Source organism: Gellertiella hungarica, from assembly GCF_014197145.1.
Taxonomy (GTDB): Bacteria; Pseudomonadota; Alphaproteobacteria; order Rhizobiales; family Rhizobiaceae; genus Gellertiella; species Gellertiella hungarica.
Window position 1 is genome coordinate 104,712 of sequence record NZ_JACIEZ010000010.1, and the last position, 19,002, is coordinate 123,713.

The following is a 19,002-nucleotide window of genomic DNA, read 5'->3' on the forward strand; positions in this document are numbered from 1 at the left end:
TGAGGGATAAAACCGGTATGAAACCGCTCGCGAACGAATGCTGGCGCCGCCGGTTTCAGGGGTCTTGCAGCATTCTGGACAGCGCCAGCGGATCCTCCTCGCCGGAAGTCTCCTCGTCCCCCAGGCCCATGCGGCGACGGATTTCGTCGCGGATCGCCTTTTCCACCGCGTGCCGCTTTTCCGGTGGCAGGTTGCGCAGCTCGGCTTCGGAGAGATTGAAACGCTCGAGAACGACGGCGCGTGCAATGCCGGCAATCGTCAGGTTTCCGAGCAGGGAGGTTTCCCCGTCTTCCCCGGGCTGCCTTAAGCTGAAAAGCGCGGCAGACAGCTTGGAATAGCGGGGTGGTTCGGCTTCCTCGGGCACCGGCGCAGATCCGCGCTGCGCATTGGGCTGCGGCGCTTCCTGGTTCGGGTTGTCCGGGGCAGCCGCGGAATCCTTGCGTTGCCGGATGGAAAAGGGCAGGGGGCTCAGGCGGTTCACGTCGATCATTTCAGCCGTCCTCGGTCGTCGATCCGGGGACGATTGAGGACGGGCAGGCTTGCCCGGGAATGGCGTTTTCAGAATATGACAGTCGTCATGAAAAGCGATGCTACCCCGTCATCGGCGGCAACGCACATTACGGGATCAGTTGCGCAATCGCGTCGTGACCTTCGGCAGACAGGCCGGCGCGCACGCCGGCGCGATCGGTTTCGTTGCGGTTCTGGCTCATCTTCCGCTTGCCGGCCAGCCGTGCAATCGGCATGCGCAGCCCGACGATGCCCCGCAGCTGCGCCGCGACAAAGGGCGCGGGAGCATCGCCGACTGCCCATGCATCCGCCCTGTCCTTCTCGTGCAGGTCCGTCAGCCGTGTCACCACGTCGAGCAACCGTTCGGGATCGTCGAAGAATTCCACCGGCCCGCTGGCCTGCACGGTCTCGTAGTTCCAGGTGGGAACCACGCGACCATGCTCGGCCTTGGAGGCATACCAGGACGGGGTCACATAGGCATCGGGACCCATGAAGATCGCGAGGCCATCGCCGATAGGCGCGGCCTGCCATTGCGGATTGGCTCTGGCGAGATGGGCATAGAGGGTGCCGTATTCTCCCTCGCTTTCGTCCAGGAATACCGGCAGGGGTGTCGCCTGCGGGCCGTCCCTGGTGGCGGTGACGAAGTTCGCGATGCGGCAGGCGCGCATGAGGGCGTGGATGTCTGCCTTTTCGGCAAGGACAAATGCTGGCGGATTGTACATGCGCTCTCCCTTCGGCCTCGGCCGACCCTTTTGCCATTCATACGCCGCCCGCCGGGGACTGACCAGCAGTCCTGGCCGACGATGAGGACGGTCCCGGCAACAGCCGGCAACCGGCCGCGGGTCACGGGATCGGGCGGGCAGTCAGCCGGAGCTGCGCCCGGAACCCCGGATTACGCGACGCCCAGCGCCTCGGCGGTGATCCAGAAGACCGCATCCTGCGATTCCGCCGTTTCCAGCCACAGGAAGTCGAGATGCGGGAATTCCTCCTCGAGGATTTCGCGGCCCGAACCGATTTCGCAGATCATGCCGCCACCCGGATTGAGGAAGGCGGGGGCGTCCGCGAGGATGCGCCGCACGAGATCGAGCCCGTCCACGCCTCCGTCATGGGCCATCTCCGGCTCCGCGCGGAATTCCGGCGGATAGCCCGCCAGCGCTTCGTGGTCCACATAGGGCGGATTGGTGATGATGAGATCATAGGTGCGGCCGGCGAGCGGCGCAAAGAGATCGCCCCGGAGCAGCTCCACCTGATCCTCCACCCCATGTTCGGCGAGGTTGATGCGCGCGACCTCGAGCGCATCTTCCGAAAGGTCCACCGCGTCGACGGCTGCATGGGGGAAGAATTTCGCGGCCAGGACCGCAAGGCAGCCGGAGCCCGTGCAGATGTCCACGGCACTTTCCACCGCAAGGGGGTCGGGCAGGAACGAGGACCCGCCGGAATGGATGTATTCGTTGAACAGGATCTCCCCGATATGGGAGCGGGGCACGATCACCCGTTCGTCCACATGGAAGCGCATGCCCTGGATATAGGACCGCCCGGTGATGTAGGCCGAGGGCTTGCGGCTGGTCACGCGGCGATCGATCCGCTCGGCGAGCAGCCTGCGCTCTTCGGGCAGAAGCCGGGCATCGAGGAAGGGATCGAGCGCGTCGATCGGCAGGTCGAGCGAGTCGAGGATCAGGAAGGCGGCGTCGTCGCCTGCGGTCGTGGTTCCGTGTCCGTAGCTCAGATCGGCGGCGTTGAAGCGGGAGATCGCATAGCGCCAGTAATCGCGCAGCGTCACGAGTTCGGCTGTAATGATGTCGTGGCTCAAAATGCTCTCACTTCCCGCCATTATTCCTGTAAGACGGGACGGATTTAGAATGGCATGGGCATGGCGGTCAACAGCAAGGGCCGGATGCCGACGGGAACGGTTCGACGATGAAGGATCGGCACAAGAGGCAGGACAGGCCCCCGCGAAAGGCGCCAGCGGCTGCGGCCGACACGGGCAGGCGCGCAACGATTGCCCGCGCCCTCTCGAAGCTTGGCTATTGCTCGCGCACCCAGGCGGAAAGGCTGGTCGCCGAAGGCCGCGTCACGGTCGATGGCCGGGTGGTGCGCGATCTCGAAACATGGGTGGATGTTGAAAAGGCCCGCATCGCCGTCGATGGCCAGCGGGTCGCGGCGGAAAGGCCCGTCTACTACATGCTGAACAAGCCTCGCGGCCTCGTCACCACCCGCCACGATCCGCAGGGGCGGGCGACCGTCTACGACTGTCTCAAGGGCCTCGATCAGGCCCATCTCTCGCCCGTCGGACGGCTGGACAAGGCGAGCGAAGGGCTGCTTCTGTTCACCAACGACACCGCCTTTGCCCAGCGCCTCCTCGATCCCGAGACCCATGTGGCAAAGACCTATCATGTCCAGATCGATCGCCAGCCGGATGCAGCCCTGCTCGCGGCGCTTGCGAAGGGCGTGGTGCACGATGGAGAACACCTGCGGGCGACCGGCGCTGCGGTTCTCCGGCAGGGCGAGCGCAATGCCTGGCTGGAAATCGTGCTGGACGAGGGGCGCAACCGGCATATCCGCCGCATGCTGGAGGCGCTCGACATCGCCTGTCTCCGGCTTGTCAGGGTTGCCATCGGCGGCCTGACGCTCGGTAACCTGGAGAAGGGCGCCGTGCGGCCGCTCGCCCCGGACGAGGTGGACGATCTGCGCAACCTCACCGGGATTCGGGACAAGCACGGCTGAAGGCCGCGCATGCCTGCGCTCTGCCGCCTTCTCCGCATCCGTGCGAAGATCTGAGGCGGTCGCGGAAACACATGCTTAATCCCATTTCGGTTATATATCGAATATAACGGAGGCTGAGGTCGGGAGTTCATGTCGAAACGATGCGAGGGGTGCCGCGACGGCGCTGCATTCGAACTGCCTTTTTCCATGGCCTTCCAGCCGATCGTCGATATCGGCACGGGCAGGGTCTTCGCCCATGAAGCGCTCGTGCGCGGACCGAACGGCGAAGGCGCGGGCAGCGTGCTGTCCCAGGTCCGGGATGACAACCGCTATGCCTTCGATCAGCAATGCCGGGTAAAGGCCATCGAACTCGCCTCGCGTCTGTTCGATCCGCTGGACGGCGCCAGACTTTCGATCAATTTCATGCCCAACGCGGTCTACGAACCGAGCGCGTGCATTCGCCTCACGCTTGCAACGGCCCTGAAGACCGGTTTCTCTCTCGACCGGATCATCTTCGAATTCACCGAGAACGAGCAGCTGGACACCACCCACGTCCTGCACATCCTCAGGACCTACAAGGGCATGGGCTTTAAGACGGCCATCGACGATTTCGGCGCGGGGCATGCGGGGCTTTCCCTGCTCGCCGATTTCCAGCCCGACATCGTCAAGCTGGACATGAACATGATCCGGGGCATCGACACCGATCCTGTCCGGCGGACCATCGTGAAGCATACGCTGCGGATGCTGGAAGAGCTCGGCATCGTGCCGCTCTGCGAAGGGGTGGAAACCGTGTCGGAACTGCAGGTTCTTCAGGAACTCGGCGTCAGCCTGATCCAAGGCTACGTGCTTGCCCGACCGGTCTTCGAAGGCCTGGGCAAGCCGGCCATGCCGCCCCTGGCCGCCGGTGAGCCGCTTCAGGCGTGATTGCATCCGCGCGCGAAAGCCTTTTTTCGCCAGCTCCTCTCCCTTCTGCTGCCGCGAGAGGCATATTGCCTGCAGGCTGAAGCGTGGGTCCGAAAGGAGGCAGGGATGAAATATGTCATCATGGGGGTTTCCGGCTCCGGAAAGTCGTCGGTCGGCGAAGCGCTGTCCGCAGCCATGGACGTGCCCTATGCCGATGGCGACGACCTGCATCCGGCAGAAAACATCGCCCGGATGAGCGCGGGCATCCCGCTGACCGACGAAGACCGCTGGCCCTGGCTCAGAGCCGTGGGCGAGGCCCTGCGAGCCCATGCGGGGGACATGATCATCGGCTGTTCCGCCCTGAAGCGGCGCTATCGGGATTGCATCCGGCAGGCCGCCGGCGAGCCGGTGACCTTCATCCATCTGGACGGACCGCGCGGGCTGATCGAAGCGCGCATGCAGGATCGGAGGGGGCATTTCATGCCCGCCTCGCTGCTCGACAGCCAGTTTGCCGCGCTGGAGCGGCCCGATGCGGACGAGGATGCGGTAACCGTGTCGATCGATCAGCCCGTGGAGGGCATTGTGGCGGACATCCTGATATCCCTTGCCGCCCGCAAGGGATGAGAGCCTCGCAGGCGCGTCAGCATTCGTGCGGATCGCACCGCACGAGACGGGAAGGGGAGGGGCGCACCGGCTCCCTTCGCTTCGCCAGACCCGCCGCGCCTCCCGGCAATCGCGGCATGGGCAGCCATCGGGCAAGGCGTTCGGCAAGCGTCCTCCGGGGCGCAAAGGCGTCGTAGAATGCCTGTTCGGCCCGGGCCCTCTCCCGCTCGTCTGGCGAAGATCGGCTTTCCCGTTCGAAGGTGGGGTGGTTCGGAGGCGGAATGATCAGCATGGTCAACTCCTTTCTGAAAAGGCTGTCTCCCTGATAAACCTCCCTTTTCTCTTTCCATAGAGCGAGGATTGCACTAGCTTTTTCATCCATGAAAAAGCTCTCCTGGGACGATCTCCATCTCTTTCTTCACGTTGCCCGGGGCGGCGGCCTTTCGGCGGCGGCACGCACGTCGGGCCTCAGCCCCGCGACGGTCGGGCGGCAGATGCTGGTGCTCGAGGAGGCACTGGGCCAGCCGCTCTTCGACAGGCGGCAGACCGGCTATCGCCTGACGCGGGAGGGGCAGGCCCTCTTCGAACGGCTTCTGCCGATGGAGGCAAGCGCCCGCGATATCGAGGCCTGGCAGGCGGAAGGGGAGGGGCGGCCGCTTGTCCGCATTGCCTGCGGCACCTGGCTTGGCTGGTTCTTCGCGCGGCACATGCCGGCGCTCCAGACGCAGGCCGACCGCTTCCGGCTTGATTTCACCATCGCCGAGCAAAGGGCGAGCCTCACCCACCGCGAAAGCGATATCGGGATCCGCGCCGTGGAGCCGGAGGAGCCCAATCTCGCGGCCCGCAAGCTTTGCGACGTTGCCTATGCCGCCTATCGGCTCCGGGGCTCCACCGCGGCAGAGGAGCGCTGGATCGCGGTGGCGGAGGATGCTGCCATCTCTGCCTATCTGGCATGGCCGCACCGGCATCACGCAGCGGCCGTCGCGGTTCTGGTGAACCGCCCGCGGTCGCTGCGGGACATGGCAGCCTCGGGTGCCGGCCTTGCGGTTCTGCCGTGCTTCGTCGGGGACCAGGACCGACGGCTGGAGCGGGCGGGTCCGGAGATCGCCGCCCTGCGCCATCGCCAGTGGATCGTCACCCATGCGGATGGCCGCCACCGGGCCGAGGTGCGGACGGTTGCCGCCCGCATGACGTCCCTTGTCCGGGAAGCCCGGCCTCTCTTCGAGGGACGGGGCCTTGCGGATGCCTGACCTCAGCGCGGGGCAGGTCCGGTCCAGTAGCTGCCCTCGAAGGGAACGGCGGCAAAGCGCCTGTTGATCTCGGCAAGCGTCTCGGCAGGGTCGATATCGGCAAAGAGCTCCGGTTGCAGCCAGCGCGCCACCGCTTCCGCTGCGAGCAGATTGACCGGAACGGCATTGAAGAAGTTCCAGAGGCCGTGGACGCGTCCCTCGCGCACCGCCCGCAGCCCGGCAAGGTGGGGGCTGGCGACGGCAGCCTTCAGGCTGTCCTGCGCTTCCTCAGCCGAAACGCCGGGACCGACGGAGAGGGGGCTGTAGCGGCCACCGGGGGAAGCCGTGGCGATATAGACATCCGGATCGGACGCGAGAACGAATTCGCTGCTGACGACCGCCCCCTGGCTGGGCAGGCCGGCGGCCACGTTTTGCCCGCCGGCAAGGGCGATGAAGCTGCCGATGCCGCCTTCGCCATAGGCGTAGCAGCACTGGTCCGGATTGGGAAAGGCTTCGAGCAGGACACGCGGTCCCGGCTGCTTTCGCGCCGAGACCCTGTCCCGGATGCGCTGAACATGGGCCTCGTAGAAGGTGGCATAGGCTTCCGCCTGCTCCTCCCGGTCGAGTATCTTTCCCAGAAGGCGGATCTGTTCCGGCGTGCGGGTGAGAACCTCCGTGTTGAAGTTCACCACCACGACGGGCACGCCGGCTCGCTCCAGCATGGCGATCGTCTGCCGGCCGGGCTCCGTCTCCGCCTGCCAGTTCGCCAGCAGGGCGAGATCCGCCTTCAGCGGCAAGGCCGCTTCGAGCGATATGGCAACACCGTCCCCGATCAGCGGCAGCTTCCCGATGGCGGGGAAGCGCTCCCGGAACCGCTCGTATATCTCGGGATTGTCGTCCTTCATGTCCCCGGCCCAGCCGGCGAGCAGGCTCACGGGGTCCGGATGGATCAGCGACATGGCGACGAGGTTGAAGCCACTGCCGAGCAGGATCGCCTTCGGCGGAGCGGGAAGCGTAACCTCACGCCCGATAGCATCGGTCACGGTCAGGGGATAGCGGACCCCGGCGGCTGCGGGCAGGGCCAGCAGGAGGAAAAGCAGGATGGCGATCAGGCGGCGGGTCATGATTTTCTGAGCTCCGGCAGGGCGCAAAGCTCGCCGCAGCCCGGAATGCCGGGAAGCATGTAGCGAAGGCAGCATATCTTGCGCCGGCAATGGATCTGGCCGTCCTCCCGCTCATGCCGGAGAAGACCGAAGAAGGGGTTGCGGCTTCCGTCCGGAAGGGATGCCGCGGTAAAGAGGGTGCCGGTCACCCCGTCAGCCGCCCCGCCGGATGCGGCAAGGGCGTGATCGATGTAGACGGCGGCATTGTTGAAGAAGAGCTTCGGCGCCAGCCCGGCTTTCGTCCTGAGAAGCAGGGCGGCTTCCTGGAGATGGCCTGCGGCAAGCGGAGCGGCGATTTCCAGCGGATCCGCCGAAGGACCGACCCATTCCCCCTCGTCAGGGAGACCGAAGGCCTGCGGAAGGCCGGTCTAGTCGGTAAGGAGGGTGAGGTGGTCGATCTCAGCCGAAAGCCGTCGCCCCGCCATTCGCGCCACCACATAGGGAATGGAAAGCGCCGAGACGTAGTAGAGCGTCCAGAAGGAGGCAACCGCCCGGCGATCAGCGCCGGCGTGCCGGGCGGAGAGGCAATCCAGCGCCTCGCCGAGAAGCGGACCCTCGAGGAAAGTCCTAAGCGGCACGGCCGCCGTCAAGGTATGGGCCGGCCTCAGTTTTTCCGCGCACCAGGCCTGCTCCCCGGAAAAGATCTCGGCAAGCCCGGGCCGGGCCGGCGGGATGATCGGCTGGAGCGCAGGCCGGGTCACAGCATTCACCAGGTGTATTTCAGGCTGCCGATCACGCTGCGGCCCTGATCCTTGTAGCAGAAGCCGGCAGAGCAGACGGGTTCGCGCCTGTCGAAGAGGTTGGTTGCGTTGACCTGCAGCGTCAGCCCCTCATAGGCCTTGTCGATGGCGGCCATGTCGAAGTCGAGCGAGGCATCGAAGAGTGCGCGCGCATCGTTCTCGGTGGTGTTGTAGTCGCTGCCATAGCTCTTGCCGATGAAGCGGACGCCCGCGCCCAGTCCGAGGCCTGAAAGGGGTCCGTCCTCGGGCATGTCGTAATGCGCCCAGAGCGAGGCCATGTGCCGGGGAATGGAGGAGACGTCGTTGCCGACGGTGCCGGCCGGTCCCTCGACGATCTCGGCCTTCGTGTAGGTATAGGCCGCCGTCAGCGAGAGGCCGTTGTCGAGACTGGTGCTCGCTTCCAGCTCCAGACCGCGCGAGCGCAGCTTGCCGCGCTGGACCTGAATGTTGGCAGGGCCGGTCGGCAGGTTCACCACCTCGTAATAGAGCCCGTTTTCCTGGTCGATGTTGAAGAGCGCGGCCGAAAGCATGGTGTTGCTGTCCGGCAGCAGATACTTCACGCCCACCTCCTGCTGACGGCTTTCGGTCGGCTTGAAGGCGCTGCCCGTTTCCTGGTTGATGCCGGCATTGGGCGAGAAGGCGGTGGAATAGCTCGCATAGGGCGCGATGCCGAAAGGCGTCTGGTAGGTGATGCCCGCGCGCCAGGTGAAGGCGCTGTCGTCCTGGGTGACCGTGCTGGCGGCTCCGGTTGCGAGCGTCGTGTTCTGCGTGTCGGTGCCCACCCAGTCGCGGCGGCCGCCGAGCGTCAGGGTAAGGTCGTCCACCCGGATCTGATCCTGAAGGTAAAGGCCGGTCAGCAGCTGGTCCTGGTCCGTTTCCGTCTGGAAGGGAATGGAGGCCATGGGGCGCCCGGCGGAGGGGTTGAGCGTGTCCAGCGGCGGCGCGACGCCGTAGCCGTTCTTCGAGTTCCAGTTCAGCCGCGTGACGTCGATGCCGGCAAGCACCGTATGCGCCGCAGGCCCGGTATCGAATTCGGCCTCTAGCTGGTTGTCGATGGAATAGGCCACAAGCGATTCCGAGAAGCTGCCGGCACTGCTGTCGAGATAGCGGGGGTCGGCGGCGTTTCGCTGATAGGCGAAGGCCCAGTCCGCATCGATGTCCAGCCGCGAGGCGCGCGCATTCTGCCGGAACACGAAGACATCGTTCAGCCGGTGCTCGAACTCGTAGCCGATGCGGCCCTGGGTCTGGAGCGAATCGTTGAAGGCGGGATTGCCGGCAAAGATGTCGGACACGCCGGTCACGGGGTCGTTGTAATAGGCGGCCGTGCCGCCGGTGCGGGTGCGGGAATACTCGCTGAGCAGGGTAAAGCGGGTATCCTCGTCCGGCTGCCAGGTGAAGGCGGGCGCGATATAGGCGCGGTCATCCGGCACACCGACCTGTTCCGTGCCCGAATCCCGGAGAAGGCCGGTCATGCGGTAGGTGAAGGGGCTTTCCGGCGAGAAGGCGCCGGAGAAATCGAATTGCGCCTGCTTGCGCCCGTGGCTGCCATACTGCACGCCCACCTCGCGCAGGCTATCTTCCGTCGGACGCTTGCTGATGAGGTTGTAGAGGCCGCCGGCGCCGGATGCGCCATAGAGGGCGGAGGAGGGGCCGCGCAGGATCGACACCCCTTCGAGGCCGTAGGGTTCGGTCTTGAAGAGCGAGGAGCCTGCGCCCGGCTGGCGCAGGTTGTCTCGGAAGACGCCCGTATAGGTCACGTCGAAGCCGCGCACGGTGAAGCTGTCGAAGCGCGGGTCGAAGCCATAGGCGCCGACGCGTGCCCCGGGCGTGTAGGCAATGGTGTCGAGCAGCGTCTGCGGGTTCCGGTCCTTGAGCTGTTCTTCCGTGACGGACGAAACCGATTGCGGCGTCTCGATGAAGGGGGTGTCCGTCTTGGCGCCCGTTGCGCTGCTCTTGCCCACATAGCCATCCGCCTGGATCACCCCGCCGCTGCCGGCATCGACGACGATGTTGTCGAGGACGGTCGCCTCGCCGGAGCCGGCCTGATCCTGGGCGGCGGCGGTGGCAGCAAGAGCAAGGAGGGACGTGCCCGCAAGGGCGTGGCGAAGGAAGCGGTACATGGGAATGCCTTCTCGGAAATGGTTATAAGATGACTCCAATACTCAACATTTCCCGAGCGGCAAGATTTAATCTTGATTCATAGACTCATGTTTATGCCGCTGTTGCGCCACGGTCACACCACAATCGCGCTATTCGGGATGAATGGCGCTCCTCGCTTCGAAAGAAAATCTGTGGTTGAAATCCGCTTGCGAAAGGGCAACGAAAGGCGAAGCGAAATCCCGCCAAGAATTATGGTTCGCTTCGCTTGGGTGAAGAATCCTTAACCATCCCGCAGAACTTTCCGGATGGTAACGTGTCGATGGCCGATGACCGCGACAAACCGCCACTAGGCCAAATTTATTGCCTGTTATAACTGACATATATTCGGAAACATTCGGAAAGTAGATTCCCAATATTATCTTCGGGAATAGCCAAGGCCTCCTCGACATGACTCCAAATACCCCCTTCGAGACTGTCCGTACCCGTATCATCGGCGGTCAGGGCGATACCGATATCGATGCACTGACGGTCCTTGCGACGGCGGTGACCGGCAAGCCCTATGCGCTGGTCTCGGTTCTCGACGGACCGATCCGCTGGTCCAAGGCGGAATGCGGGATTTCCGTTCCCCCGGCTCCGCGGGAGCTTTCCTTCTGCTCGGCCTGCGTCGAGGCGGGCGAGATCCTGATCGTCGACGATGCCGCTTCGGACCCGCGATTCGCATCCCTCCCGGCGGTTTCCGGGCGAGCGGGGATCCGTTTCTATGCGGGCCTGCCGCTGCATGTGAAGGTGGGGAACATCGAGTTCGACGCGACCCTGTGCGTTCTCGATTCGGCGCCGGGAAGGCTCGAGGAGGGTCAGCTCGACCATCTCAAGCGTCTGGGCGCGCTGCTGCGCTTCCTCCTGATCGCCAAGCTTGCGGCCGCGACCGATCACGTCACGGGCCTCTGGAACAAGCGCACCTTCGACGAGACCATGAAGGCGATGCTCGCTGTCAGCCGCAGGACGGGCACGGCCGTGCATCTCTGCCTGCTCGATGTCGATCATTTCAAGACCATCAACGACAGCTACGGCCACGATTCCGGCGACCGTGTGCTCCAGTCGCTGGCAACCTTGCTGACCAGCGCCTGTCCTGCCGATTCGGTGCTGTGCCGTCTCGGCGGGGATGAGTTTGCCGTGCTCTACGCCACCGGCGGACGCGATGCGGCGACGGAATTTTTCCGCAAGCTGCCGTCGAAGCTTCAGTACCGGCTTCATGAAGGGCCGGTGGTTTCGGTCACCGCGGGACATGCCTATTTCACCGAGGACATGGCCGGCGCAGCGCCGCTTTTCAAGGCGGCGGACATGGCGCTTTACGAGGCAAAGCGCCGGCAGCGCGGCACCTCCTGCAGCTTCCGCGACCTTGCCGCCTGAGCGGCCGGCGCTTCAGACGATGGTGACGAGACAGGCGGAGGTTTCGGCAGCCGCCGCGGAAAGCCGCATGGGCCCGCTGCCCGGCTCAGCCAGCGTATCGCCGGTTTCCATCTCCCATACCGTCCCCTCTGCCTGAAGCCGCAGGGGCCCGCATGCCGCCAGCAGGCAGATGCCGGCGCCCGGTCGGACGAGACTGTCCCGTCCGACGGCGAGGCGGGTCATGTCGTGGCGGTACCGCCCGCGCCGGGTCATGACGTTGAGGTCGGTGGTGGCGCCGCCGGGAAGCGTGCAGTGGACGGGCTCTTCGCCATCGAAGGCAAAGGGCGGGTCGGAAGGCGTCAGCGTCCGCGCCCCGCCCCGCATGTCGAGCCGGATGCCGTCGCCGTCGAGGACGGCAATGGTCCGGTCTATCCCCGGAAAGGGCGAGAAGGGGCCGGGGGCGTCGACGGTCGCGATGCTGACCCGCCAGAGAAACGCACCCGGCTTTTCCGGGTCGGCCAGGCGCGCCACCTCGCGGGTGACGCCGCCGCCGTTCTTCCAGGGCGTGGGCTCCAGGTCGCGAAAGCGGATCAGCCGCATGGCCGCCTCAGTTGCCGAGAATGCCGGGAAGGCGAAGGCCCTTCTCCCGGGCGCAATCGAGCGCGATGTCGTAGCCCGCATCCGCATGGCGCATCACGCCGGTCGCCGGATCGTTCCACAGCACGCGTTCGATGCGGCGGGCGGCATCTTCCGTGCCGTCGCAGCAGATGACGACGCCGGAATGCTGCGAGAAGCCCATGCCGACCCCGCCGCCGTGATGGAGCGATACCCAGGTGGCGCCCGAGGCGGTGTTGAGGAGGGCGTTCAGGAGCGGCCAGTCGGAAACGGCGTCCGATCCGTCCTTCATCGCTTCCGTCTCGCGGTTGGGAGAGGCGACCGAGCCCGAATCCAGATGGTCGCGGCCGATGACGACGGGGGCCTTCAGCTCGCCATTCTTCACCATCTCGTTGAAGGCGAGCCCGAGGCGGTGGCGGTCGCCGAGACCGACCCAGCAGATGCGGGCGGGCAGGCCCTGGAAGGAAATGCGCTCGCGCGCCATGTCCAGCCAGTTGTGCAGATGGGTGTTGCCGGGGGTAAGCTCCTTCACCTTGGCATCGGTCTTGTAGATGTCCTCCGGATCGCCTGACAGCGCCGCCCAGCGGAACGGGCCGATGCCGCGGCAGAAGAGCGGGCGGATATAGGCCGGCACGAAGCCGGGGAAATCGAAGGCGTTCTCGCAGCCCTCGTCCTTCGCCACCTGGCGTATGTTGTTGCCGTAGTCGAGCGTCGGCACGCCGGCCTTCCAGAAGGCAAGCATCGCCTCCACATGCTCGCGCATCGAGGCGCGGGCGGCCTTTTCCACGGCCTTCGGGTCGGTCTCGCGCTTCGCCTTCCATTCCGCCAGCGTCCAGCCCTTGGGCAGGTAGCCGTTCAGCGGATCGTGGGCGGAGGTCTGGTCGGTGACGATGTCGGGGCGCGGGCCGCCGGCCTGCATGCGCCGCACCAGTTCCGGGAAGATCTCGGCCGCATTGCCGAGGAGCCCGACGGATTTCGCCTCGCCCGCCTTCGTCCAGCGGTCGATGAGGGAAAGCGCCTCGTCCAGCGTCTCGGCCCTCGCATCGACATAGCGGGTGCGCAGGCGGAAATCGATGCTGTCGGGGTTGCATTCGACGGCAAGGCAGCAGGCGCCGGCCATGACGGCGGCGAGCGGCTGGGCGCCTCCCATGCCGCCGAGGCCGCCGGTCAGGATCCACTTGCCCCTGAGATTGCCGCCATAGTGCTGGCGGCCCGCCTCCACGAAGGTTTCGTAGGTGCCCTGCACGATGCCCTGGCTGCCGATATAGATCCAGGAGCCGGCCGTCATCTGGCCGTACATGGCAAGGCCCTTCCTGTCGAGCTCGTGGAAATGGTCCCAGGTGGCCCAGTGGGGCACGAGGTTGGAATTGGCGATCAGCACGCGCGGCGCATCCTTGTGGGTGCGGAAGATGCCGACGGGCTTGCCCGACTGCACGAGCAGCGTCTCGTCCTCGTTGAGGTCGCGCAGCGACTCCACGATCCTGTCGAAGTCGCCCCAGGTGCGGGCGGCGCGGCCGATGCCGCCATAAACCACCAGCTCATGCGGGTTCTCGGCCACTTCGGGGTCGAGGTTGTTCATCAGCATGCGCAGCGGCGCTTCGGTCATCCAGCTCCTGGCGGTCAGTTCGCTGCCGCGCGCGGCGCGGATCTCGCGGATGTTATGGCGGGGATTGGCGGTCATCGGTGGTCTCCCTGATCGGCGGATGGGCAAATGTCGTTGGTTCGGCGGGCTCAGACCGTGAGCGTCGGCAGCAGGCCGGGGCGGATCGCCCCGACGATCGCGCCGGAGGCAATCAGCCCGGCGGCGGCTTCCAGGTCGGGGGCCATGTAGCGGTCTTCCTCGAGCGCCGGCACCGCGGCGCGCAGCACGGCAATCGCCTTCTGCAGCTCCGGGCTCGTCGTCAGCGGCCCGCGCAGCTCGACGCCCTGCACCGCCGTCAGCGCCTCGATGCCGAGGATCGCAAAGAGGTTGTCGGTCATCTGGAGCAGGCGGCGCGCGCCGTGGCAGGCCATGGACACATGGTCTTCCTGATTGGCCGAGGTGGGGGTCGAATCCACCGACGCCGGATGCGAGAGCTGCTTGTTTTCCGACATCAGCGCGGCGGAGGTGACCTCCGCGATCATCAGCCCCGAATTCAGCCCCGGCTTCTTCGAGAGGAAGGCCGGCAGGCCGTAGGAGAGCGCGGGATCGACAAGAAGCGCGATGCGGCGCTGGGCAATCGCCCCGATCTCGCAGACCGCAAGCGCGATCTGGTCGGCGGCAAAGGCGACGGGCTCCGCATGGAAGTTGCCGCCCGACACGACCGAGCCGTCGGAGAGCACCAGCGGATTGTCCGTCACCGCATTGGCCTCGGTCACGAGGGTCGCGGCAACGGAGCGGAGCAGGTCGAGGCAGGCGCCGTCGACCTGCGGCTGGCAGCGGATGCAATAGGGGTCCTGCACGCGCTCGTCGCCCTCGATGTGGCTTTCGCGGATCACCGAACCCTCGAGCAGGTTGCGCAGCGCCGCCCCCGCATCGATCTGGCCGCGGTGACCGCGCAGCGCATGGATGTCGGGATGGAAGGGCGCGGAGGAGCCCATCGCCGCATCGGTCGAAAGCGCACCGGTCACCAGCGCCGCCTGAGCCGCCCGGTGGGCGCGGAAGAGCCCGGCGAGCGCCAGCGCCGTCGAAACCTGCGTGCCGTTGATGAGCGCCAGACCCTCCTTGGCGGCAAGCGTCACGGGGGTGAGGCCCGCCCGCTTCAGCGCCTCCGCACCCGGCATTCTCTCGCCTGCGAAGAAGGCTTCGCCCTCGCCCATCATGACAGCGGTCATGTGGGCGAGCGGCGCGAGATCGCCTGAAGCTCCGACGGACCCCTTTTCCGGGATCAGCGGCGTGACGCCCCTTTCCAGCATGGCTTCGATGAGGCGCACCAGTTCGAGCCGCACGCCGGAGGCACCGCGCCCGAGCGAGACGAGCTTCAGCGCCATTATAAGGCGCACGATATTGCCGGGCAGCGGCTGGCCGACGCCGCAGCAATGGGAGAGGATGAGGTTGCGCTGGAGCGTGGCCACATCGGCCGCGTCGATCCTGATCGAGGCGAGCTTTCCGAAGCCGGTATTGATGCCATAGACCGGCGCATTGCCCCGGGCGATCTCGGCGATGCGGGCGGCGGCCCGCTCGATGCCCGCATCGAAGGCACGGTCGAGCCGGGCAGACTTGCCGTCCCAGTAGATGGCCATGAGATCCTGAAGGGAGACGGCTCCCGGGGTGAGGGTGATGGTCATGGGCTGATCCTCTGTCCCTTGAAATAGCGGCTGTGCAGCGGGTTGAAGCCCATGCGGTAGACGAGCTCCGCCGGGCTATCGATCGTCCAGATGGCGAGGTCGGCGGACTTGCCGGCTTCGATGGTGCCGGTTTCGGCAATGAGGCCGAGCGCGCGCGCCGCCTCCCGGGTGGCCCCCGCGATGCATTCGCTGACGGTCAGGCCGAAAAGCGTGGCCGACATGTTCATGGTCAGCAGCAGCGAGGTGAGCGGCGAGGTGCCGGGATTGCAGTCGGTGGCAATCGCGATCGGCACGCCTGCCTTGCGCAGCGCCTCGACCGGCGGCTTCTGCCTTTCGCGGATGGCATAGAAGGCGCCGGGCAGAAGCACGGCCACGGTGCCGGATGCGGCCAGCGCCGCCACGCCCTCATCGTCGAGATATTCCACGTGATCGGCCGAAAGCGCACCGTAGGAGGCCGCAAGCTTCGCGCCGCCGAGATTGGAGAGCTGCTCCGCATGCAGCTTGACCGGAAGCCCGAGCGTCCGCGCGCGGTCGAAGACGCGGGCAATCTCTTCCGGCGAGAAGGCGATGCCCTCGCAGAAGCCGTCCACCGCATCCGCCAGCCCTTCCGCATGGGCGCGGTCGAGGCCCGGCAGGACGACATCGGCGATGTAATCGCCGTTGCGGCCCCGGTATTCGGGCGGTGTGGCATGCGCCCCGAGATAGGAGGTGACGACCCGGACCGGCCTTGCCCGTTCGACAAGGCGGGCAGCGCGCAACATGTTCAGTTCGCCTTCCACCGAAAGCCCGTAGCCGGACTTGATCTCCAGCGTCGTCACGCCCTCGGCAAGCAGCGTGTCGATGCGGGGCAGGCTTGCGGCCAGAAGTTCTTCCGGGGAGAGCGCATTGGTGGCCGTGACCGAGGAGACGATGCCGCCGCCGGCGCGGGCGATCTCCTCATAGGTTGCCCCCTCCAGCCGCATCTCGAATTCGCGGGCGCGGTTGCCGCCGTGGATCACATGGGTGTGGCAGTCGATGAGCCCGGGCGTCACCCACCGGCCTTCGAGATCGACGACGTCGGCACTGTCCGCCGAAGTCTGCAAGGCCGCGGCTCCGACGGCGGCAATGCGGCCGTTCTCGATCAGGATCGCGCCGCCTTCCGCGATGCCGAGGCCGGGCGCGTCGGGCCGCAGCGTGGCGATCCGGCCGTTTCGCAAGAGGGTCTGGCGATGGGAAAGGGAGGGGCTCATCTCGTTTTCCGTCTTTGCTTCCGGACAAAACATGTATATACATAATCCAAGCAATGCAACGGATTTCTTTCGAGGAGGCAACTGGCACATGGAACGGGCAACGAAGGGGCTTTTCGCAAAGCAGGCGCTCCTCGCCGATGGCTGGGCCGGCAATGTGCGCCTGACGCTCGCCGACGGGATGGTGCGGGAGATCGAAACGGATGCCGCACCGTTGCCGGACGACGAGCGGCACGCGTTCGTCCTGCCCGGCATGGGCAATCTTCACAGCCATGCCTTCCAGCGCGCCATGGCGGGTGCCGCAGAGGTGCGGGGGCCGGGCGACGACAGCTTCTGGAGCTGGCGGAACGCCATGTACCGGGTGGCCCTTTCCTTCACGCCCGACGATCTCGAGGCGGTGGCCTCGGCACTCTATGTCGAAATGCTGGAAGCCGGTTTCACCCGGGTCGGCGAGTTTCACTATCTCCACCATGATATCGACGGCGGTACCTTTGCCGATCCGGCGGAAATGGCGGGCCGCATCGCCGCGGCAAGCGCGCAGACCGGCATCGCGCTCACCCTGCTTCCCGTCTTCTATGCCCATGCAGGTTTCGGCGGGCTCGCGCCGGGGGAGGCGCAACGCCGCTTCATCCACGATATCGACGGCTTTGCCCGGCTGATGGAGCGTTGCCGCGCCATCACCTCCGGCCTGGCCGGTGCAAGGCTCGGCATCGCCCCGCACAGCCTGCGCGCGGTCACGCCGCAGGAGCTGGAGGCGATCCTTCCGCTTGGCCGGGAGGGGCCCGTCCACATCCACATCGCCGAACAGGTGAAGGAGGTCGAGGATTGCGTTGCCTGGTCGGGCGCGCGGCCCGTCGAATGGCTCCTCGACCATGCGCCCGTCGATGACCGCTGGACCCTCATCCACGCCACCCACATGACCGCGGATGAAACGCGCCGCATGGCCGCCCGCCGCGCCGTCGCGGGTCTCTGCCCGATCACCGAGGCCAATCTCGGCGACGGCACCTTTCCCGCCCCGGCCTTTCTGGATGCGGGCGGACAATTCGGTGTCGGGTCCGACTCCAACATCCGCATTTCCGTGCCGGAGGAATTGCGGCAGCTCGAATATTCGCAGCGTCTGGCGCTCCGCGCCCGCAACGTGGTGGCGGCGCCCGGCCAGTCGACGGGCGAACGGCTTTTTGCCGAGGCGGTTTCAGGCGGGGCACAGGCGCTTCAGGGGGGCGGCGGCCTTCGTCCCGGCGTTGCCGCCGATCTCGTCTCGCTGGACCCGGGAGACGCACCCGCTGCGTCGGCCGCCTCGCTCCTCGACCACTGGATCTTTTCCAGCGGCGTTGCGGTCGATTGCGTCTGGGTCGGCGGACGAAAGCTTGTTCAAAACGGCCGCCATCGCGACCGCGAGCGTATCCGCGCGCGTTTTCGTGATAGGATGCAGGCCCTCGTTACCCGTTTCACATGACGGGGCCGCCTGATGGTCCCGCGGAAAGCACCATGAAGGACAAGAAGCCGGCGGCTGCGACCCTGCACCAGCAGATCCTCAGCGACATCGAAACCCGGATCGTTTCCGGGGAATGGCCGCCCGGCCACAGGCTGCCCTTCGAGGTCGATCTGGCGAAATCCTACGATGTCTCCCGCATGACCGTGAACAAGGTGCTGACGAAGCTTGCCGATGCCGGCCTCATCGAGCGGCGCAAGAAGTCCGGCAGCTTCGTGGCCCAGCCGCAGGTCCAGTCGGCGATTCTCGAAATTCACGACATCGAGGCGGAGGTCCGGTCGCTGAAGCGCGATTACCGTTACCGGCTGGTGGAGGCGCGCAGGCGCAAGGCGAGCGAGCCGGAGCTCGCCGCCTTTGAACTTGCGGGAAAGACGGATGTGCTGGCTCTCTCCAGCGTGCATTATGCCGGCGACATGCCCTTCTGCACGGAAGAGCGGCTGATCCATCTCGGCGTGGTGCCGCAGGCGGCGGATGTGGATTTCGCGCAGACGCCGCCCGGCCAGTGGCTGCGCGTGGAGGTACCGTGGACAGCGGCCGAGCACAAGATCTATGCCACGGGCGCCCGGGGAGTGGTGGCCGAAAGGCTCGCCCTGCCGGAGGGGGCGCCCTGCCTCGTCGTCCAGCGCCGCACCTGGAGCGACCAGGGGCCGGTGACCTTCGTGAAGATCACCTATCCGGCGGAAACCCACGCGATCGTCGCCCGCTTCACGCCCGCGCAGGCGGGAAAGCCCGCGCTCTAGAGGGTCAGGAATTCCACGCCGAACTCGGACAGCTTGCGCCACCGCACGATGCACTGGCGCTCGCGCCCGTCCTCGAAGCGGAGGCTGAATTCGTCGGGAAGATTGGTGGGCGTCGAAAGCGCGATCTTCGCACCCGTATCGGACAGGTTGCGGATGGTGCAGTCCAGCGCGCTGGCGCGGTTGTTCAGCAGGATTCGTGCGCCTTTCAGGGCGCGTACCCTGCCCTGGACGCGGCGGTTCGGGGTTGTCTCGTTCATGGCCGTCATCAGCGGGGAGGCGCGCCACAACGCGTTCCGTTCCCCGGGTCATCGCCGACTTCATGTCG

19 protein-coding genes and 1 pseudogene are annotated in these 19,002 nt (G+C 66.2%); 7 read left to right on the forward strand and 13 right to left on the reverse strand.

The features are described from left to right. Nucleotides 1-55: 55 nt before the first annotated feature. From GGR23_RS18930 to prmB, 3 genes are all read right to left on the reverse strand, one after another. Entirely contained in the window at nucleotides 56-490 is a 435-nt protein-coding gene (locus tag GGR23_RS18930) for a hypothetical protein (RefSeq protein WP_183367882.1), read from the reverse strand. 127 nt (nucleotides 491-617) lie between these two features. Next, entirely contained in the window at nucleotides 618-1,229 is a 612-nt protein-coding gene (locus tag GGR23_RS18935) for an FMN-binding negative transcriptional regulator (protein ID WP_183367883.1), read from the reverse strand. Nucleotides 1,230-1,399: 170 nt separating this feature from the next. Beyond that, nucleotides 1,400-2,317, reverse strand: coding sequence for a 50S ribosomal protein L3 N(5)-glutamine methyltransferase (prmB, locus tag GGR23_RS18940; protein WP_246365857.1), 918 nt, complete (start codon nucleotides 2,315-2,317; stop codon nucleotides 1,400-1,402). A gap of 107 nt (nucleotides 2,318-2,424) precedes the next feature. Between prmB and GGR23_RS18945 the strand changes: the two genes are divergently transcribed. The 3 genes from GGR23_RS18945 to GGR23_RS18955 all read left to right on the forward strand — a co-directional run bounded on the left by GGR23_RS18945 (nucleotide 2,425) and on the right by GGR23_RS18955 (nucleotide 4,737). After that, nucleotides 2,425-3,231, forward strand: a complete 807-nt coding sequence (locus tag GGR23_RS18945) for a pseudouridine synthase (RefSeq protein ID WP_183367885.1) — start codon at nucleotides 2,425-2,427, stop codon at nucleotides 3,229-3,231. 129 nt (nucleotides 3,232-3,360) lie between these two features. Further along, nucleotides 3,361-4,134 (forward strand): EAL domain-containing protein, encoded by a 774-nt coding sequence (locus GGR23_RS18950; RefSeq protein ID WP_183367886.1) that lies wholly within the window; start codon nucleotides 3,361-3,363, stop codon nucleotides 4,132-4,134. A 105-nt stretch (nucleotides 4,135-4,239) separates the two neighbouring features. Further along, on the forward strand, nucleotides 4,240-4,737 hold the full coding sequence (locus tag GGR23_RS18955; protein ID WP_246365863.1) for a gluconokinase: 498 nt from the start codon (nucleotides 4,240-4,242) through the stop codon (nucleotides 4,735-4,737). 16 nt (nucleotides 4,738-4,753) lie between these two features. Here the strand turns inward: GGR23_RS18955 and GGR23_RS18960 are convergent, their stop codons facing one another. Further along, complete coding sequence (locus GGR23_RS18960) at nucleotides 4,754-5,008, reverse strand: hypothetical protein (RefSeq protein ID WP_183367887.1); 255 nt, start codon at nucleotides 5,006-5,008, stop codon at nucleotides 4,754-4,756. A gap of 88 nt (nucleotides 5,009-5,096) precedes the next feature. Between GGR23_RS18960 and GGR23_RS18965 the strand changes: the two genes are divergently transcribed. Next, the gene (locus tag GGR23_RS18965) at nucleotides 5,097-5,966 is read left to right on the forward strand and encodes a LysR family transcriptional regulator (protein WP_183367888.1); all 870 of its coding nucleotides are present in this window, start codon (nucleotides 5,097-5,099) and stop codon (nucleotides 5,964-5,966) included. Between the two features lie 2 nt (nucleotides 5,967-5,968). On the opposite strand, the gene GGR23_RS18970 is transcribed toward GGR23_RS18965, so the two are convergent. The 4 genes and pseudogenes from GGR23_RS18970 to GGR23_RS18985 form a co-directional block, all read right to left on the reverse strand. Further along, entirely contained in the window at nucleotides 5,969-7,069 is a 1,101-nt protein-coding gene (locus tag GGR23_RS18970) for an ABC transporter substrate-binding protein (RefSeq protein ID WP_183367889.1), read from the reverse strand. After that, nucleotides 7,066-7,455: pseudogene (fhuF, locus tag GGR23_RS23645) on the reverse strand (siderophore-iron reductase FhuF); the annotation flags it as partial. The gene GGR23_RS18970 and the pseudogene fhuF, both read right to left, overlap by 4 nt. Nucleotides 7,456-7,476: 21 nt before the next feature. Further along, on the reverse strand, nucleotides 7,477-7,818 hold the full coding sequence (locus GGR23_RS18980; protein ID WP_183367890.1) for a hypothetical protein: 342 nt from the start codon (nucleotides 7,816-7,818) through the stop codon (nucleotides 7,477-7,479). After that, entirely contained in the window at nucleotides 7,815-9,968 is a 2,154-nt protein-coding gene (locus GGR23_RS18985) for a TonB-dependent siderophore receptor (RefSeq protein WP_183367891.1), read from the reverse strand. Before GGR23_RS18985 ends, GGR23_RS18980 begins: the two co-directional genes overlap by 4 nt. A gap of 427 nt (nucleotides 9,969-10,395) precedes the next feature. Between GGR23_RS18985 and GGR23_RS18990 the strand changes: the two genes are divergently transcribed. Continuing rightward, nucleotides 10,396-11,358, forward strand: coding sequence for a sensor domain-containing diguanylate cyclase (locus GGR23_RS18990; protein ID WP_183367892.1), 963 nt, complete (start codon nucleotides 10,396-10,398; stop codon nucleotides 11,356-11,358). A gap of 12 nt (nucleotides 11,359-11,370) precedes the next feature. Here GGR23_RS18990 and GGR23_RS18995 read toward each other — a convergent pair whose 3' ends face one another. From GGR23_RS18995 to hutI, 4 genes are read right to left on the reverse strand one after another with little or no spacing between them, the layout of a single operon-like run. Next, nucleotides 11,371-11,937 (reverse strand): HutD/Ves family protein, encoded by a 567-nt coding sequence (locus GGR23_RS18995; RefSeq protein WP_183367893.1) that lies wholly within the window; start codon nucleotides 11,935-11,937, stop codon nucleotides 11,371-11,373. 7 nt (nucleotides 11,938-11,944) lie between these two features. After that, nucleotides 11,945-13,633 (reverse strand): urocanate hydratase, encoded by a 1,689-nt coding sequence (gene hutU / locus GGR23_RS19000; protein WP_183367894.1) that lies wholly within the window; start codon nucleotides 13,631-13,633, stop codon nucleotides 11,945-11,947. 50 nt (nucleotides 13,634-13,683) lie between these two features. After that, entirely contained in the window at nucleotides 13,684-15,219 is a 1,536-nt protein-coding gene (gene hutH / locus GGR23_RS19005; protein ID WP_183367895.1) for a histidine ammonia-lyase, read from the reverse strand. Further along, on the reverse strand, nucleotides 15,216-16,448 hold the full coding sequence (gene hutI / locus GGR23_RS19010; protein ID WP_183367896.1) for an imidazolonepropionase: 1,233 nt from the start codon (nucleotides 16,446-16,448) through the stop codon (nucleotides 15,216-15,218). The genes hutH and hutI overlap by 4 nt, the downstream gene beginning before the upstream one ends. A gap of 88 nt (nucleotides 16,449-16,536) precedes the next feature. Between hutI and GGR23_RS19015 the strand changes: the two genes are divergently transcribed. Together GGR23_RS19015 and hutC are read left to right on the forward strand one after the other, a co-directional pair. Beyond that, nucleotides 16,537-17,901 (forward strand): formimidoylglutamate deiminase, encoded by a 1,365-nt coding sequence (locus tag GGR23_RS19015; RefSeq protein WP_183367897.1) that lies wholly within the window; start codon nucleotides 16,537-16,539, stop codon nucleotides 17,899-17,901. Nucleotides 17,902-17,933: 32 nt separating this feature from the next. Further along, nucleotides 17,934-18,677 carry a histidine utilization transcriptional repressor HutC gene (gene hutC, locus GGR23_RS19020; RefSeq protein ID WP_183367898.1) on the forward strand — a complete coding sequence of 248 codons (744 nt, stop codon included), beginning with the start codon at nucleotides 17,934-17,936 and terminating at the stop codon, nucleotides 18,675-18,677. On the opposite strand, the gene GGR23_RS19025 is transcribed toward hutC, so the two are convergent. Beyond that, nucleotides 18,674-18,934, reverse strand: a complete 261-nt coding sequence (locus GGR23_RS19025; protein WP_183367899.1) for a PilZ domain-containing protein — start codon at nucleotides 18,932-18,934, stop codon at nucleotides 18,674-18,676. The two genes, hutC and GGR23_RS19025, sit on opposite strands and share 4 nt — an antisense overlap. Between the last annotated feature and the right edge of the window lie 68 nt (nucleotides 18,935-19,002).

Bases quoted from the DNA above. Each gene is read 5' to 3' on its own strand.
- GGR23_RS18985 (WP_183367891.1), bottom strand. From the start codon at position 9,968: ATGTACCGCTTCCTTCGCCACGCCCTTGCGGGCACGTCCCTCCTTGCT.
- hutI (WP_183367896.1), bottom strand. From the start codon at position 16,448: ATGAGCCCCTCCCTTTCCCATCGCCAGACCCTCTTGCGAAACGGCCGG.
- GGR23_RS18930 (WP_183367882.1), bottom strand. From the start codon at position 490: ATGATCGACGTGAACCGCCTGAGCCCCCTGCCCTTTTCCATCCGGCAA.
- hutU (WP_183367894.1), bottom strand. From the start codon at position 13,633: ATGACCGCCAATCCCCGCCATAACATCCGCGAGATCCGCGCCGCGCGC.
- GGR23_RS18990 (WP_183367892.1), top strand. From the start codon at position 10,396: ATGACTCCAAATACCCCCTTCGAGACTGTCCGTACCCGTATCATCGGC.
- GGR23_RS18945 (WP_183367885.1), top strand. From the start codon at position 2,425: ATGAAGGATCGGCACAAGAGGCAGGACAGGCCCCCGCGAAAGGCGCCA.
- GGR23_RS18955 (WP_246365863.1), top strand. From the start codon at position 4,240: ATGAAATATGTCATCATGGGGGTTTCCGGCTCCGGAAAGTCGTCGGTC.
- GGR23_RS18965 (WP_183367888.1), top strand. From the start codon at position 5,097: ATGAAAAAGCTCTCCTGGGACGATCTCCATCTCTTTCTTCACGTTGCC.
- hutH (WP_183367895.1), bottom strand. From the start codon at position 15,219: ATGACCATCACCCTCACCCCGGGAGCCGTCTCCCTTCAGGATCTCATG.
- GGR23_RS18960 (WP_183367887.1), bottom strand. From the start codon at position 5,008: ATGCTGATCATTCCGCCTCCGAACCACCCCACCTTCGAACGGGAAAGC.
- hutC (WP_183367898.1), top strand. From the start codon at position 17,934: ATGAAGGACAAGAAGCCGGCGGCTGCGACCCTGCACCAGCAGATCCTC.
- GGR23_RS19025 (WP_183367899.1), bottom strand. From the start codon at position 18,934: ATGAACGAGACAACCCCGAACCGCCGCGTCCAGGGCAGGGTACGCGCC.
- GGR23_RS18970 (WP_183367889.1), bottom strand. From the start codon at position 7,069: ATGACCCGCCGCCTGATCGCCATCCTGCTTTTCCTCCTGCTGGCCCTG.
- GGR23_RS18995 (WP_183367893.1), bottom strand. From the start codon at position 11,937: ATGCGGCTGATCCGCTTTCGCGACCTGGAGCCCACGCCCTGGAAGAAC.
- GGR23_RS18935 (WP_183367883.1), bottom strand. From the start codon at position 1,229: ATGTACAATCCGCCAGCATTTGTCCTTGCCGAAAAGGCAGACATCCAC.
- GGR23_RS19015 (WP_183367897.1), top strand. From the start codon at position 16,537: ATGGAACGGGCAACGAAGGGGCTTTTCGCAAAGCAGGCGCTCCTCGCC.
- GGR23_RS18950 (WP_183367886.1), top strand. From the start codon at position 3,361: ATGTCGAAACGATGCGAGGGGTGCCGCGACGGCGCTGCATTCGAACTG.